This is a genomic window from Kitasatospora sp. NPDC018619, assembly GCF_044391605.1.
Classification (GTDB): Bacteria; Actinomycetota; Actinomycetes; order Streptomycetales; family Streptomycetaceae; genus Kitasatospora.
Map to the genome: position 1 here is coordinate 249,110 of NZ_JBISAI010000003.1, position 13,880 is coordinate 262,989.

A 13,880-nucleotide genomic window follows, 5' to 3' on the forward strand; every position below is an offset into this window, starting at 1 on the left:
CCGTACCCCGTCACTAGACAGAGAGAGAACGAGCCACCATGGCTGCAACCTCCCTTGACCTCGCCAGGGTCCGCAACATCGGGATCATGGCGCACATCGACGCGGGCAAGACCACCACCACCGAGCGGATCCTGTTCTACACCGGTGTCTCGTACAAGATCGGTGAGGTCCACGATGGCGCTGCCACCATGGACTGGATGGAGCAGGAGCAGGAGCGCGGCATCACGATCACGTCGGCCGCGACGACCTGTCACTGGACCGTCGACGGCGTCGACAACACCATCAACATCATCGACACCCCGGGTCACGTCGACTTCACCGTCGAGGTGGAGCGTTCGCTGCGCGTCCTCGACGGTGCCGTGACGGTGTTCGACGGTGTCGCCGGTGTCGAGCCCCAGTCCGAGACCGTGTGGCGGCAGGCTGACCGCTACGGCGTCCCGCGCATCTGCTTCATCAACAAGCTGGACCGCACGGGCGCGAACTTCTTCTTCTGCGTCCAGACCATCGTGGACCGCCTCGGCGCCACCCCGCTGGTCATGCAGCTCCCGATCGGTGCCGAGTCGGACTTCCAGGGCGTCGTCGACCTGGTCCGCATGAAGGCGCTGGTCTGGTCCGCCGAGGCCGCCAAGGGCGAGATGTACGACGTCGTCGACATCCCGGCCGAGCTGCAGGAGCAGGCCGACGAGTACCGCGAGGCGCTCATCGACACGGTCTCGAACGTCAGCGACGAGATCATGGAGCTCGCCCTGGAGGGCGAGGAGATCCCGGTCGAGCTGCTGCAGGACGCGATCCGCAAGGGCACCCTGAACTCGGACTTCACCCCGATCTTCTGCGGTACCGCCTTCAAGAACAAGGGCGTCCAGCCCCTGCTCGACGCCGTCGTCAAGTACCTGCCGTCCCCGCTGGACATCGAGTCCATCGAGGGCACCAAGCCGGGCGACGACACCGTCAAGATCTCCCGCAAGGCCTCGGACGACGAGCCGCTCGCCGCGCTCGCGTTCAAGATCATGTCGGACCCGCACCTCGGCAAGCTCACCTTCGTCCGGGTCTACTCGGGCCGCCTGGAGTCCGGCACCTCGGTGCTGAACGCCGTCAAGGGCAAGAAGGAGCGCATCGGCAAGATCTACCGCATGCACGCGAACAAGCGTGAGGAGATCGACTCGGTGGGCGCCGGCGACATCATCGCCGTCATGGGCCTGAAGCAGACCACCACCGGTGAGACGCTGTCCGACGAGAAGAACCCGGTCATCCTGGAGTCCATGGACTTCCCGGCCCCGGTCATCCGCGTCGCGATCGAGCCCAAGTCCAAGGGTGACCAGGAGAAGCTGGGTGTCGCCATCCAGCGTCTCGCCGAGGAGGACCCGTCCTTCCAGGTCAACACGGACGAGGAGACCGGCCAGACCATCATCGCGGGCATGGGCGAGCTGCACCTCGAGGTGCTGGTCGACCGCATGCGCCGTGAGTTCAAGGTCGAGGCCAACGTCGGCAAGCCGCAGGTCGCGTACCGCGAGACCATCCGCCAGGCGGTCGAGCGCATCGACTACACCCACAAGAAGCAGACCGGTGGTTCCGGTCAGTTCGCCAAGGTGCAGATCGCGATCGAGCCGCTCGAGCAGGCCGAGGGCTACGAGTTCGTCAACCTCGTCACCGGTGGTCGCGTTCCGCGCGAGTACATCCCGTCGGTCGACGCCGGTTGCCAGGAGGCCATGGAGTTCGGCATCCTCGCCGGCTACCCGCTGCAGGGTGTCCGCGTGAAGCTGCTGGACGGCCAGGCGCACGACGTCGACTCGTCCGAGCTCGCGTTCAAGATCGCCGGCTCGATGGCCTTCAAGGAAGGCGCGAAGAAGGCCAAGCCGGTCCTCCTCGAGCCGATGATGGCCGTCGAGGTCACGACGCCCGAGGACTACATGGGCGACGTGATCGGCGACATCAACTCTCGCCGTGGCCAGATCCGGTCCATGGACGAGCGTCACGGTGCCCGCGTCGTCACGGCGCTGGTGCCCCTCTCCGAGATGTTCGGCTACGTCGGTGACCTGCGCAGCAAGACCTCTGGTCGCGCGAGCTACTCGATGCAGTTCGACTCGTACGCCGAGGTTCCGAAGAACGTGGCGGACGACATCATCGCCAAGGCCAAGGGCGAGTGACGTCCCGATAATCGGGACGATAGCGAAGCCTTAGGCTATTAGGAGGCAACCCGGGTGGATCCGGTCGGATCCACCCGGGGAGCCTCCGGCCCCCCCACCAGCGGGACGGCACGGGATGTCCTCCGGACAACCCGCACCAAAACCGATCAAAGACCAACTGGCGTCAGCACGGCGTACAGGAACTGTCCTCAGGAGGACTCAGTGGCGAAGGCGAAGTTCGAGCGGACGAAGCCCCACGTCAACATCGGCACCATCGGTCACATCGACCACGGCAAGACCACGCTGACCGCGGCCATCACCAAGGTGCTGCACGACGCGTACCCGGACCTGAACCCCTTCACGCCGTTCGACCAGATCGACAAGGCCCCGGAGGAGCGGCAGCGCGGTATCACCATCTCGATCGCGCACGTCGAGTACCAGACCGAGGACCGTCACTACGCGCACGTCGACTGCCCGGGTCACGCTGACTACATCAAGAACATGATCACCGGTGCCGCCCAGATGGACGGCGCCATCCTGGTGGTCGCCGCCACCGACGGCCCGATGCCGCAGACCAAGGAGCACGTCCTCCTGGCCCGCCAGGTCGGCGTTCCGTACATCGTCGTCGCCCTGAACAAGGCCGACATGGTGGACGACGAGGAGATCCTGGAGCTCGTCGAGCTCGAGGTCCGCGAGCTGCTCTCCGAGTACGAGTTCCCGGGCGACGACCTGCCGGTCGTCCGCGTCTCCGCGCTGAAGGCCCTCGAGGGCGACGCCGAGTGGGGCCAGAAGCTCCTCGGCCTGATGAAGGCCGTCGACGAGAGCATCCCGACCCCGGCCCGCGCCGTGGACCAGCCGTTCCTGATGCCGATCGAGGACGTCTTCACGATCACCGGTCGTGGCACCGTCGTCACCGGTCGCATCGAGCGCGGCATCCTGAAGGTCAACGAGACTGTCGACATCATCGGCATCAAGGAGACCAAGACCACCACCACGGTCACCGGCATCGAGATGTTCCGCAAGCTGCTCGACGAGGGCCAGGCCGGCGAGAACGTCGGTCTGCTGCTCCGCGGCATCAAGCGCGAGGACGTCGAGCGCGGCCAGGTCATCATCAAGCCGGGCTCGGTCACCCCGCACACCGAGTTCGAGGCCCAGGCCTACATCCTGTCGAAGGACGAGGGTGGCCGCCACACCCCGTTCTTCAACAACTACCGCCCGCAGTTCTACTTCCGTACCACGGACGTGACCGGCGTCGTGACCCTCCCCGAGGGCACCGAGATGGTCATGCCGGGCGACAACACCGCCATGACCGTCGCGCTGATCCAGCCGATCGCCATGGAGGAGGGCCTCAAGTTCGCCATCCGTGAGGGTGGCCGCACCGTCGGCGCCGGCCAGGTCACCAAGATCCTGAAGTAATTCGGGTATCCGACCTGCCTGTCGTACAGGCTCGGTTCGAAGGGCTCCGCGCACCGTTCGGTGCGCGGGGCCCTTCGGCGTCCCACGGGCAGTTCACCGGAGCGGGCCGCCTCTCACCGGCAGCTCATCGCCGACTGTTATGGTCGGGCCACCAACCAGCCCCGCCGTCGCGGAAAGTGGGACCAACGCATGTCAACGGCACCGCTGTTGTCGGTCGTGATGCCTATCTACAACGAGCAGGAGGCGCTCCCGCTGACCGTCGAGCGGCTGCGGCCGATCCTCGACGGGCTCGGCGTGGCCTACGAGGTGGTCGGCGTCGACGACGGCAGCACCGACGTCACCCCGGTGCTGATGCAGAAGATCCGCCAGGACTGGCCGGAGTTCCGCATCGTGCGCTTCGCCCGCAACTCCGGGCACCAGGCCGCGCTCACCGCCGGCCTGCACCGCTCCTTCGGCGACTACGTGGTCTCCATCGACGCCGACCTCCAGGACCCGCCGGAGAAGATCCCGGAGATGCTGGAGCTCGCCCGCGAGCAGCGCCTGGACATCGTCTACGGCGTGCGCGGGGACCGCGGCACCGACACCTTCTTCAAGCGGCACACCGCCGGCGGCTACTACCGGCTGATGCGCAGGCTGGTCGGCCAGCGGATGCCCAACCAGGCCGGCGACTTCCGGCTGCTCTCCCGGGCCGCGGTGGACGCGCTCAAGGCGATGCCCGAGCACCAGCCGGTCTACCGCCTGCTCGTGCCCTGGCTGGGCTTCCCCAGCGGCGAGGTGGTCTACGTGCGCGAGGAGCGGGTCGCGGGCAGCAGCCACTACCCGCTCTCGAAGATGGTCCGGCTCGCGCTCGACAGCGTCACCAACTTCTCCGCCGCCCCGCTGCGGCTGGCCACCTGGCTCGGGCTGTTCAGCTTCCTGGTCTGCATCCTGCTGGCGCTCTACACCACCGTCGCGTACGCCGTCGGCTCCACCGTGCCGGGCTGGTCCTCGCTGTTCATAGGGATGCTCTTCATCGGCGCGGTGCAGCTGGTCTGCGTCGGCCTGCTGGGCGAGTACGTCGGCCGGATCTACTCGGCCGTCCAGGCCCGCCCGGCGTACTTCGTCGGCTACGACTCGGCGGAGGAGCCGGACCGGTACGGGGCGGGCGCGTGAACGGGGCCGTCTCCGCCGACCGGGACGGGGGCGACGAGGCCGCCGCGGCGGCGCGGCCGGTCCGCCGGCAGCTGCCGTCCTTCCTCGTCATCGGGGTGCTGAGCACCGTCTTCTGCCTGGCGCTGTTCGTGCTGCTGCGGCTGGTCGCCTCGCCGCAGGTGGCCAACCTGGTCGCGCTGGCGGTCAGCGCGGTGGCCAACACCGCGGCCAACCGCCGCTTCACCTTCGGCATCACCGGCTCCCAGGGCGCGGTGCGCCACCAGTTGCAGGGCGGGGTGGCGTTCCTGATCGGGCTGGGCCTGTCCAGCGGGGCCCTGGCGCTGCTGGACGTGGCGGTGCCGCAGGCCTCCCGGGCGGTCGAGGTGACGGGCCTGGTGGTGGCCAACGGCCTCGCCACGGTGGTCCGGTTCGTGCTGGCCAGGGTGTGGGTCTTCCGGGAGCACTGAGCCCGGGAACGCCGGAGGGGGCGCGTGCCGCAGCACGCGCCCCCTCCGGGTGGGCCGGGAACCGCTACTGCTTGCGCAGCGACTCCGTGTAGGCCTTGCAGGCCTGGTAGTCCGGCAGCAGGCCGCCGGCGAGGGCCTCCGCGAGGGTGGGCGCCACCGCGTCGCGGGCGGACAGCTGCGGGGCGTCGGTCGGCCACTCGATGCCCAGCTCCGGGTCCAGCGGGTGCACGCCGTGCTCGCCGGTCGGGTTGTACGTCGCCGAGCAGAGGTAGGTCAGCGTGGCGTCGTCGGTCAGCGCGCAGAAGCCGTGGCCGAGGCCCTCCGGGATGTAGACGGCCTTGCGCTCGGTGTCGTCCAGCCGGACGAACTCCCACTTCCCGAAGGACGGCGAGCCGACCCGCAGGTCCACGACGACGTCCAGCACCGCGCCGCGGGTGCAGGCCACGTACTTGGCCTGGCCGGGCGGGACGTCGGCGAAGTGGATGCCGCGCACGACGTCCTTGGCGGACAGCGACAGGTTGGCCTGGGCCAGGTCCAGCGGGTGGCCGACGACCTCGGAGAGGAGGTCGAAGCGGTACCACTCGGTGAAGTGGCCGCGGGAGTCGCCGTGCACCTGCGGGATGACCTCGAAGGCGCCCTCGATGGAGAGCTCGCGGAACTTCACTTGGCGGCCGCCTCTTCGAGCAGGCCCAGCAGGTACTGGCCGTAGCCGCTCTTCAGCAGCGGCTCGGCGAGCTCGCGCAGCTGGGCGTCGTCGATCAGCCCGGCCCGCCAGACCGCCTCCTCGATGCAGCCGATCTTGAAGCCCTGGCGCTCCTCGATGACCCGGACGAACTCCGAGGCCTGGACCATCGACACGAACGTGCCGGTGTCCAGCCAGGCGGTGCCGCGGTCGAGGATCGTCACGTGCAGGTCGCCGGTGCGCAGGTAGGCGTCGTTGACGGCGGTGATCTCCAGCTCGCCGCGGGCGCTCGGCTCCAGGGTGCGGGCGATCTCGACGACCCGGTTGTCGTAGAAGTACAGGCCGGGGACGGCGTACCGGGACTTGGGCTCGGCCGGCTTCTCCTCGATGGAGATGACCTGGCCGGTCTCGTCGAACTCGACCACGCCGTAGGCGGTCGGGTCGGCCACCGGGTACGCGAAGACCCGGCCGCCCTTGATGTCGGAGTGCTCGGTGAGCGCGGTGCCCAGGCCGGTGCCGTGGAAGATGTTGTCGCCGAGGATCAGGGCCACCGGCTCGTCGCCGATGAAGTCCGCGCCGAGCACGAAGGCCTGGGCGATGCCCTCGGGCTTCTCCTGGACGGCGTACTGGAGCTTCAGGCCGAACTGGGAACCGTCGCCCAGCAGCCGTTCGAACTGGTCCCGGTCGTTCGGGGTGGTGATGATCAGGATTTCGCTGATCCCGGCCATCACCAGGGTCGAGAGGGGGTAGTAGATCATCGGCTTGTCGAAGACCGGGAGGAGCTGCTTCGACACCGCACGGGTCAGGGGCCACAGCCGCGAGCCGGTGCCGCCGGCCAGGAGGATTCCACGCATGGGTGCACCCTATTCGAGATCCGTGAACGCGGGAGGGGCCGGGTCGGGAGGGCGTTCGGGCGGCGGTAGACTACGCGCATTATGCGCATCCTCGTGACCGGCGGCGCCGGATTCATCGGTTCGGAGTTCGTCCGTCAGCTCCTCGGAGCGGACGAGAACGCCCGTATCACGGTCTTTGACAAGCTCACCTACTCGGGCGTCCTGGAGAACCTCGCTCCGGTGGCCGACCACAAGGGCTACACCTTCGTCCAGGGCGACATCTGCGACGCGGACGCCGTCGACCAGGTCATGCCGGGCCACGACGTGGTGGTGCACTTCGCCGCCGAGTCGCACGTGGACCGCTCGATCGCCGGCGCGGGCCCGTTCGTGCTGACCAACGTCGTGGGCACCCAGGTCCTCCTGGACGCCGCCCGCAAGCACGGTGTCGGCCGCTTCGTCCACATCTCCACCGACGAGGTGTACGGCTCGATCAGCGAGGGCTCCTGGACGGAGACCTGGCCGCTGGAGCCCAACTCCCCGTACTCGGCCTCCAAGGCCTCCTCCGACCTGCTGGCGCTGGCGTACCACCGCACCCACGGCATGGACGTCGTGGTGACCCGCTGCTCCAACAACTACGGGCACTACCAGTTCCCGGAGAAGGTCATCCCGCTGTTCACCACCAACCTGATCGACGGCAAGAAGGTGCCGCTGTACGGCGACGGCGGCAACATCCGCGACTGGCTGCACGTCTCGGACCACTGCCGCGGCATCGAGCTGGTCATGCGCGGCGGCCGCGCGGGCGAGGTCTACAACATCGGCGGCGGCACCGAGGCCACCAACAAGGAGCTGACCGGCCTGCTGCTGGAGGCCGCCGGCGCCGGCTGGGACATGGTCGAGCACGTCGAGGACCGCAAGGGCCACGACCTCCGCTACTCCATCGACATCAGCAAGATCCGTGAGGAGCTCGGCTACGAGCCGCAGGTCCGCTTCGAGGACGGCCTTGCCGCGACCATCGCGTGGTACCGCGAGAACCGCGCCTGGTGGGAGCCGCTGAAGCAGAAGGCGGCCCTGGCCAAGTGACCGCGAACGCCGCCGCGCCCGTGCGCTGGTTGGTCACCGGCGCGGCCGGGATGCTCGGGCAGGACCTGCTGTCGGTGCTCGGCGCCGACGCGACCGCCGAGATCACCGCGCTGCGCCGGGCGGACCTCGACATCACCGACGCGGCGGCCGTCCGGGCCGCCGTCGAGGGCCACGACATCGTGGTCAACTGCGCCGCGTGGACGAACGTCGACGCGGCGGAGACCGAGGAGGACGCCGCCCTCGCCGTCAACGGCACCGGCGTGCGCCACCTGGCCGCGGCCTGCGCCGAGGCCGGCGCGCGGCTGCTGCACGTCTCCACGGACTACGTCCTGCCGGGCGACGCCACCGAGCCCTGCCCGGAGGACGCCCCGACCGCGCCGGTCAACGCCTACGGCCGCAGCAAGCTGGTGGGGGAGCAGGCGGTCGCCGAACTGCTCCCCGAGCACGGCTACGTGGTGCGCACCGCCTGGCTGTACGGCGAGCACGGCCCGAACTTCGTGGCCACCATGCTCAAGCTCGCCGCCCAGCGGGACACCCTGGACGTGGTGGACGACCAGCACGGCCAGCCGACCTGGACGTACGCGCTGGCCGGCCGCCTGGTCGAGCTCGGCCGGGCCGCGCTCGCCGGGCAGGCCCCGGCCGGGGTCTACCACGGCACCGCGAGCGGCCGGACCACCTGGTGCGGGCTGGCCCGCGAGACCTACGCGCTGAGCGGGCTGGACCCGGAGCGGATCCGCCCGACCACGTCGGAGGCCTTCGTCCGCCCGGCCGTCCGCCCGGCCTTCAGCGTGCTGGCCCACGACCGCTGGGCCGCCGCCGGACTGGCGCCGCTGCCCGAGTGGCGGGCCATGCTGGCCGAGGCGCTGGCCCGACCCGTCTTCGCCGAACTGGCCGTCACGGCCCGGACCACCGAGAGTGACAGACCTCAGTGAAGAAAGCGCTGACGAAGGTGGCTGCCGCGCTACCGCCGGGGACCCTGGCGGTGGCCGGCGGCACCGTCGTACTGGGTGCCGCCTCCTACATCCACCTCGGGGTGGCGGGGCACAGCCTGTCGGTCGACGACATGGCGAACGTCTCGCTGCTGTGGACGATCGTGATGTCCGTCGGCATCGGCGTCTTCTTCCCGATCGAGCAGGAGCTCACCCGGATCGTCGCGGCGCGCGCGGCGCTCGGCCACGGCGCCGCGCCGGTGCTGCGCCGGGCGACCCTGCTCACCGGCGGGATCCTCGGCGCGACCCTGCTGGCCCTGGGCGCCCTCTCCGGCCCGATCGCCCGGGCGATGTTCCACGGCGACCGCTCGCTGGTGCTGGCCCTCGGCGGAGCCTTCACCGGCATGGCCGTCTGCTACCTCACCCGCGGCGTGCTGGCCGGCCTCGGCCGCTTCGGCGCGTACGGCACCCAGCTCGGTCTGGACGGCGGCCTGCGGATCGGCCTGGCCTTCGCCTGCGGCATCGCCGGGGTGCACTCCGCGCTCGCCTTCAGCCTGATCCTGGCCGTCGCGCCGATCCTCGCCACGATCGTCACGCTGCCGCCGCTGCTGCGCGCGGTGAAGCCCGGTGAGCAGGTCGGCTGGTCCGAACTCTGCTCCGGGCTGGGCCTGTTGATCTGCTCGACGCTGCTCTCGCAGGTCGTGGTGAACGCGGCCGTGGTGAGCACCAAGCTGCTCGCGCCCACCGACTCCGCGCTGATCGCCGCGCTGCTCAACGCGCTGGTGCTGGCCCGGGTGCCGCTGTTCGTCTTCGGCTCGCTCCAGGCCTCGCTGCTGAACGGCCTCTCCGCGGCGATCGCGGTCGGGGACCGCGCCGCCTTCACCGGGATGCTCAAGAAGATCGGCGCCGTGGTGGGCGCGCTCGGCGTGCTCGGTGGCATCCCCGCCGTCGCGCTCGGGCCGTGGCTGATCCAGGTGCTGTTCGGCGCCAAGCCGGTGCTCGGCTGCCTCGACTTCTTCTGGATGTCCGCCGGCACCGTGGCGTACATGTTCGCGATGGTGCTCGGCCAGGCGCTGATGGTATTCAAGCGGCACAACCTTCAGCTGCTCTGCTGGGCGGTCGGTACGGCGGTCCTCGCCGGGATCACCTTCCTGCCGGGCGACGTGTCCACCCGCGTGGTCGTTGCGTACACGGCGGGTTCGGTGGCCACCGTCCTCGGTATGCTGGCGGTCCTGAGGCAGAGTTTCGCCCGTTCGACGACGAATTCCGCCGGCCCCGTCCAGCAGCCGGGGGATCCGGGCACCGCGGTGCTGAGCAGCCGGACGGCCGGTGACTGACCGTGTCCGCCCCCCATCTACAGATCGCCGCGCAGCAGCGCGGGCCAGACCCCATTCATGGAGCCTCCGTGTCCCAGTACGACGATGTTTGGCTGGTGATCCCGGCCTACAACGAGGGCCAGGTGATCGCCGACGTTGTGGAGGGGGCGCGAAAGACGTTCCCGAACATCGTGGTGGTCGATGACGGCAGCGGCGACGACTCGGCCAAGCACATCATGGCGACGGGCGCGCACCTGGTGCGCCACCCGGTCAACCTCGGCCAGGGCGCCGCCCTCCAGACCGGCCTCGCCTACGCCCTGGCCCAGCCGGACGCCAAGTACTTCGCCACCTTCGACGCGGACGGCCAGCACCAGACCGCCGACGTCGAGAAGATGGTCGCCCTGCTGCGGGAGGGCGAGACGGACGTCGTCCTCGGCTCGCGCTTCATCGAGCAGAACGGGCAGGTGCCGTGGATCAAGCGGGTCGTCCTGCGCACCGCGGCGACCGTCAGCCCGACCGCGCGCAAGCTCAAGCTGACCGACGCCCACAACGGTCTGCGCGTGCTCAACCGCGAGGCCGCCACCCGGCTGCGGATCACCATGAACGGCATGGCGCACGCGTCGGAGATCGTCAGCTTCCTCGCCGGCTCGGACCTCCGGGTCGCCGAGCTCCCGGTGGACATCCTGTACACCGACTACTCTCGCGCCAAGGGTCAGTCCCTGATCAACGGCGTCAACATCATCTTCGACATCTCGCTGCGGGAGCGTAGCCGCCGATGAAATTCTTCTGGATCCAGCTGGTTCTCATTCTCGGCTCGGTCACTCTCGCCTACATGTTCATCCGGCGCTGGGACCGTGCCAACACCCGCGCCTGGAAGCGGATCGCGTTCTCGGTCTTCGTGATCGTGAACATCTACGCGGTGCTGCGCCCCACCGACGTGACCTGGCTGGCCCACCAGCTCGGCGTCGGCCGCGGCACCGACCTGGTGCTGTACGGGATGGTGCTGGCGATGGGCTTCCTGACCCTGAACACCTTCCTGCGCTTCCGCTCGCTGGAGAAGAAGCTCACCGACCTGGCGCGCACCGTGGCGATCAACGAGGGTGCCCGCCTGAACGAGGAGCGCTTCGACCTGGACCTGCCGGTCTCGGCGCCGGTCGACCGCAGCAAGGCCTGATCCCGTGGCGACCTTCGAGTTCATGCTGCCGTACTACGGCGACGTGGCGCTGATGCAGGCCGCGGTGCGGAGCATCCTCGCGCAGACCGACCGGGACTTCCGGCTGACCGTCATCGACGACGGCAGGGAGCCGGACGTCCCGGGCTGGTTCGCCGAGCTCGGCGACGACCGGGTGAGCTACCTGCGCAACGAGCAGAACCTCGGCATCACCAAGAACTTCCAGAAGTGCGTGGAGCTGTCCACGGCCGACCACGTGGTCATCATGGGCTGCGACGACCTGCTGCACCCGCACTACCTGGAGACCGTCCGGGGCATCCTCAAGGCCAACCCGGACCTGGGCATGGTGCAGCCGGGCGTCGAGGTCATCGACGGCAACGGCGACGTCACCCGTTCCGGCCTGGCGGACAACGTCAAGGAGAAGATCTACGCCCCGACCGTCAAGGGCCGGCGGCTGATGGGCGGCGAGGAGCTGGCCGCGAGCGTGCTGCGCGGCAACTGGCTCTACTTCCCGTCGATCTGCTGGCGGGGCGAGGCGCTGCGCGCGGTGAACTTCCGCGACGAGTACTCGGTGATCCAGGACCTGGCCCTGGTCGTCGACCTGCTGGAGCGCGGCGAGCAGATGATGGTGGACAACACCACCGTCGTCTTCCAGTACCGCCGGCACGCCGTCAGCGAGTCCTCGGTGCAGGCCTTCTCCGGCACCCGGTTCACCGAGGCGGAGCGGTACTTCAACGCCGTGGCCGAGCGGATGGACGCCCGCGGCTGGCCGAAGGCCGCCCGGGCGGCGCGGTTCCGCAGCGCCTCCCGCCTGCACGCGCTGACCATGCTGCCGGGCGCCCTGAAGCGCGGCCAGCGGGCCGGCGCCAAGGTGCTGGTCCGCCACGCGCTGACCGGCGGGGAGCGGCACTGACCCCCCGTACGGCCTGAATCACGGCACTGGGCCGGTAGTCCGGGTTCGGACTACCGGCCCAGTGCCGTTCGCGGGCGCTGCCGCCGGGCTACTCGCCCCAGCCGGACGGGCCGAGCGGGTCGGGCTGCCGCGGCGGGTACGGGTCGACCTTCGGGCACATCAGCCTGCCGGTGTCGGGCACCGGCACCAGCAGGTCGCTGATGTCCCGGGGCTGCTTGCACTGGCCGTCGGGCGCGTAGCGCGAGCAGTGGCCCTCGAAGTCGGCGGTGCTCTGCGCGATCCAGGCCAGCGCGCCGGGGCCCCAGTGCGGGTCGGGCATGTACTTGCTGGCGGTGGCGGAGCCGGCCATGCCGAAGAGCAGGCCCAGCGCGCAGACGGCGCCGACGGCGACGCCGCGCGGGTTGAGCCGCAGCGGGAGCCGGCGGCCGGTGCCCTCGGCGGACTCGGCGGAGTCGGCGGCCGGGGCCGCGGCGGCGCCCTGGCGGCGGCGGACGACCAGGTAGCAGGCCAGGCCGACGAGGACCAGCAGGCAGTAGAGCAGCTGCGCGCTGGTACGCGGGTAGAGCATGACGGCCTGGTCGCGCTCCATGTGGGAGGCGTACCAGTAGCGCATCAGCAGGGCGCTGGCGGTGCAGGCGGCGGCGGTCAGGACGGTGGTCCGGCCGATTCCGAGGGCCAGGGCGACGCCCAGGCCGACCAGCAGCAGGATCGTGAAGAGGCCGACCCCGCCGATCTCGCCGGGGACCGGCCAGGTGCTCTGGCCGTCGGCACCGGGCAGGTCGTCGCGCCACATCGCGAAGTAGGTCGGCTCGGTGTACGTGTCGAAGTAGCAGTACCGGTCGATCGTGCTGCCGGCGGACCCGAGCAGCCGGACCAGGTAGACGCCGGAAACGAGCAGGAAGACCCCGCCGGCGGCGCTGATCGCGCTCAGGCCGTTGAGCAGCCCGGGCGTCCCGCCGGTGCGGCGGGCGCGCAGCAGCAGCACCGCGGTCAGCACCACCACGCCGGCGGCGGACCACACGAACCAGCCGGAGTAGAGGAGGAACAGCAGCCCGATCCCGAGGCCCAGCACGGCTCCGCGCACGGCGGCGGTGCGGCGCGGCAGCCCCGGGGCGCGCTGGAGCAGCTGCATCAGCTTCGCCAGCACCGGGAGGAAGGCGACGAGCACGAAGGTGGTGTACGGCTTGTACGGCTGCGCCATCGGCAGCGCGGCGGTCACGCCGATCCCGAGCGCCCACAGCGGCGGCAGCAGCAGCCGCCAGGACAGGTAGGCGAGCGGGCCGAGCATCGCGACGAACACCAGGTCGACGAGCTTGAGGGCGTAGCCGACCTGCCCGTGGGTGACGTGCTCGGCGACGAAGGCGACGATGTGCGGGAACATCGGCGGGTAGGCGCCGTCGAGCGACTTGCCGTCCATCAGTGCGCCGACCCAGGCCTGGAGGCTGCCGGAGTCGCCCTGCTGGGCGTAGAGCGGCCAGTTGGTGTCCCGCAGCGCGAGCGAGACGCCGGCGGCCAGGACGCCGGAGGACAGGCCGGCGACGGCCGCGGCGGCGAACCGCACCGGGACGTCCGCCCAGCGGCGCATCGCCGGGACGAGCACCAGGACGACGACGCCGATCAGCAGCAGGAGCCGGAGCTGGAGCGCGGCGAGGCCGCTGACCTGCCCGATCCTGGACATGGGGTTCAGCCGGACGGACCACGCCAGCCCGGTCATCAGCAGCGCCGCCGTGGCAGCGGTCAGGATCTCGGCGGTCCAGAGCACGGCGGGAAGGCGAAGAGCGGCTGCCCGTCTCCCCTGGCTGGGCGGTATGCCCTGTTG

13 protein-coding genes are annotated in these 13,880 nt (G+C 70.1%); 10 read left to right on the forward strand and 3 right to left on the reverse strand.

Translation table 11 applies throughout. From position 1 onward, the window contains the following. Positions 1 to 38: 38 nt before the first annotated feature. From fusA to ACH5AR_RS06135, 4 genes are all read left to right on the forward strand, one after another. A complete protein-coding gene (gene fusA / locus ACH5AR_RS06120) occupies positions 39 to 2,144 on the forward strand; it encodes an elongation factor G (RefSeq protein ID WP_396300182.1) in 2,106 nt (701 codons plus the stop codon). A gap of 201 nt (positions 2,145 to 2,345) precedes the next feature. Further along, the gene (gene tuf, locus ACH5AR_RS06125; protein ID WP_396300183.1) at positions 2,346 to 3,539 is read left to right on the forward strand and encodes an elongation factor Tu; all 1,194 of its coding nucleotides are present in this window, start codon (positions 2,346 to 2,348) and stop codon (positions 3,537 to 3,539) included. A gap of 219 nt (positions 3,540 to 3,758) precedes the next feature. Continuing rightward, positions 3,759 to 4,691, forward strand: a complete 933-nt coding sequence (locus ACH5AR_RS06130) for a glycosyltransferase family 2 protein (RefSeq protein ID WP_396300184.1) — start codon at positions 3,759 to 3,761, stop codon at positions 4,689 to 4,691. Then, positions 4,688 to 5,137, forward strand: a complete 450-nt coding sequence (locus ACH5AR_RS06135; RefSeq protein WP_396300185.1) for a GtrA family protein — start codon at positions 4,688 to 4,690, stop codon at positions 5,135 to 5,137. Before ACH5AR_RS06130 ends, ACH5AR_RS06135 begins: the two co-directional genes overlap by 4 nt. A gap of 64 nt (positions 5,138 to 5,201) precedes the next feature. On the opposite strand, the gene rfbC is transcribed toward ACH5AR_RS06135, so the two are convergent. Together rfbC and rfbA are read right to left on the reverse strand one after the other, a co-directional pair. After that, positions 5,202 to 5,801, reverse strand: a complete 600-nt coding sequence (gene rfbC / locus ACH5AR_RS06140) for a dTDP-4-dehydrorhamnose 3,5-epimerase (RefSeq protein WP_396300186.1) — start codon at positions 5,799 to 5,801, stop codon at positions 5,202 to 5,204. Then, complete coding sequence (rfbA, locus tag ACH5AR_RS06145) at positions 5,798 to 6,673, reverse strand: glucose-1-phosphate thymidylyltransferase RfbA (RefSeq protein ID WP_396300187.1); 876 nt, start codon at positions 6,671 to 6,673, stop codon at positions 5,798 to 5,800. Before rfbA ends, rfbC begins: the two co-directional genes overlap by 4 nt. An 81-nt stretch (positions 6,674 to 6,754) precedes the next feature. Here rfbA and rfbB point away from each other — a divergent pair, with 81 nt between their 5' ends. From rfbB to ACH5AR_RS06175, 6 genes are all read left to right on the forward strand, one after another. Next, positions 6,755 to 7,732, forward strand: coding sequence for a dTDP-glucose 4,6-dehydratase (gene rfbB, locus ACH5AR_RS06150; RefSeq protein WP_396300188.1), 978 nt, complete (start codon positions 6,755 to 6,757; stop codon positions 7,730 to 7,732). Beyond that, on the forward strand, positions 7,729 to 8,664 hold the full coding sequence (rfbD, locus tag ACH5AR_RS06155; protein ID WP_396300189.1) for a dTDP-4-dehydrorhamnose reductase: 936 nt from the start codon (positions 7,729 to 7,731) through the stop codon (positions 8,662 to 8,664). The genes rfbB and rfbD overlap by 4 nt, the downstream gene beginning before the upstream one ends. 17 nt (positions 8,665 to 8,681) lie before the next feature. Then, positions 8,682 to 9,998 carry a lipopolysaccharide biosynthesis protein gene (locus tag ACH5AR_RS06160; RefSeq protein WP_396300190.1) on the forward strand — a complete coding sequence of 439 codons (1,317 nt, stop codon included), beginning with the start codon at positions 8,682 to 8,684 and terminating at the stop codon, positions 9,996 to 9,998. Positions 9,999 to 10,066: 68 nt separating this feature from the next. Then, the gene (locus ACH5AR_RS06165) at positions 10,067 to 10,756 is read left to right on the forward strand and encodes a glycosyltransferase family 2 protein (protein WP_396300191.1); all 690 of its coding nucleotides are present in this window, start codon (positions 10,067 to 10,069) and stop codon (positions 10,754 to 10,756) included. After that, complete coding sequence (locus ACH5AR_RS06170; RefSeq protein WP_396300192.1) at positions 10,753 to 11,151, forward strand: DUF2304 domain-containing protein; 399 nt, start codon at positions 10,753 to 10,755, stop codon at positions 11,149 to 11,151. The genes ACH5AR_RS06165 and ACH5AR_RS06170 overlap by 4 nt, the downstream gene beginning before the upstream one ends. A 4-nt stretch (positions 11,152 to 11,155) precedes the next feature. Further along, entirely contained in the window at positions 11,156 to 12,061 is a 906-nt protein-coding gene (locus tag ACH5AR_RS06175) for a glycosyltransferase family 2 protein (protein WP_396300193.1), read from the forward strand. Positions 12,062 to 12,149: 88 nt separating this feature from the next. On the opposite strand, the gene ACH5AR_RS06180 is transcribed toward ACH5AR_RS06175, so the two are convergent. After that, positions 12,150 to 13,823 (reverse strand): hypothetical protein, encoded by a 1,674-nt coding sequence (locus ACH5AR_RS06180; RefSeq protein WP_396300194.1) that lies wholly within the window; start codon positions 13,821 to 13,823, stop codon positions 12,150 to 12,152. Positions 13,824 to 13,880: the final 57 nt, after the last annotated feature.

Coding starts and splice junctions, on each gene's coding strand:
- fusA (WP_396300182.1), top strand. CDS start 39: ATGGCTGCAACCTCCCTTGACCTCGCCAGGGTCCGCAACATCGGGATC.
- ACH5AR_RS06130 (WP_396300184.1), top strand. CDS start 3,759: ATGCCTATCTACAACGAGCAGGAGGCGCTCCCGCTGACCGTCGAGCGG.
- rfbA (WP_396300187.1), bottom strand. CDS start 6,673: ATGCGTGGAATCCTCCTGGCCGGCGGCACCGGCTCGCGGCTGTGGCCC.
- rfbB (WP_396300188.1), top strand. CDS start 6,755: ATGCGCATCCTCGTGACCGGCGGCGCCGGATTCATCGGTTCGGAGTTC.
- ACH5AR_RS06170 (WP_396300192.1), top strand. CDS start 10,753: ATGAAATTCTTCTGGATCCAGCTGGTTCTCATTCTCGGCTCGGTCACT.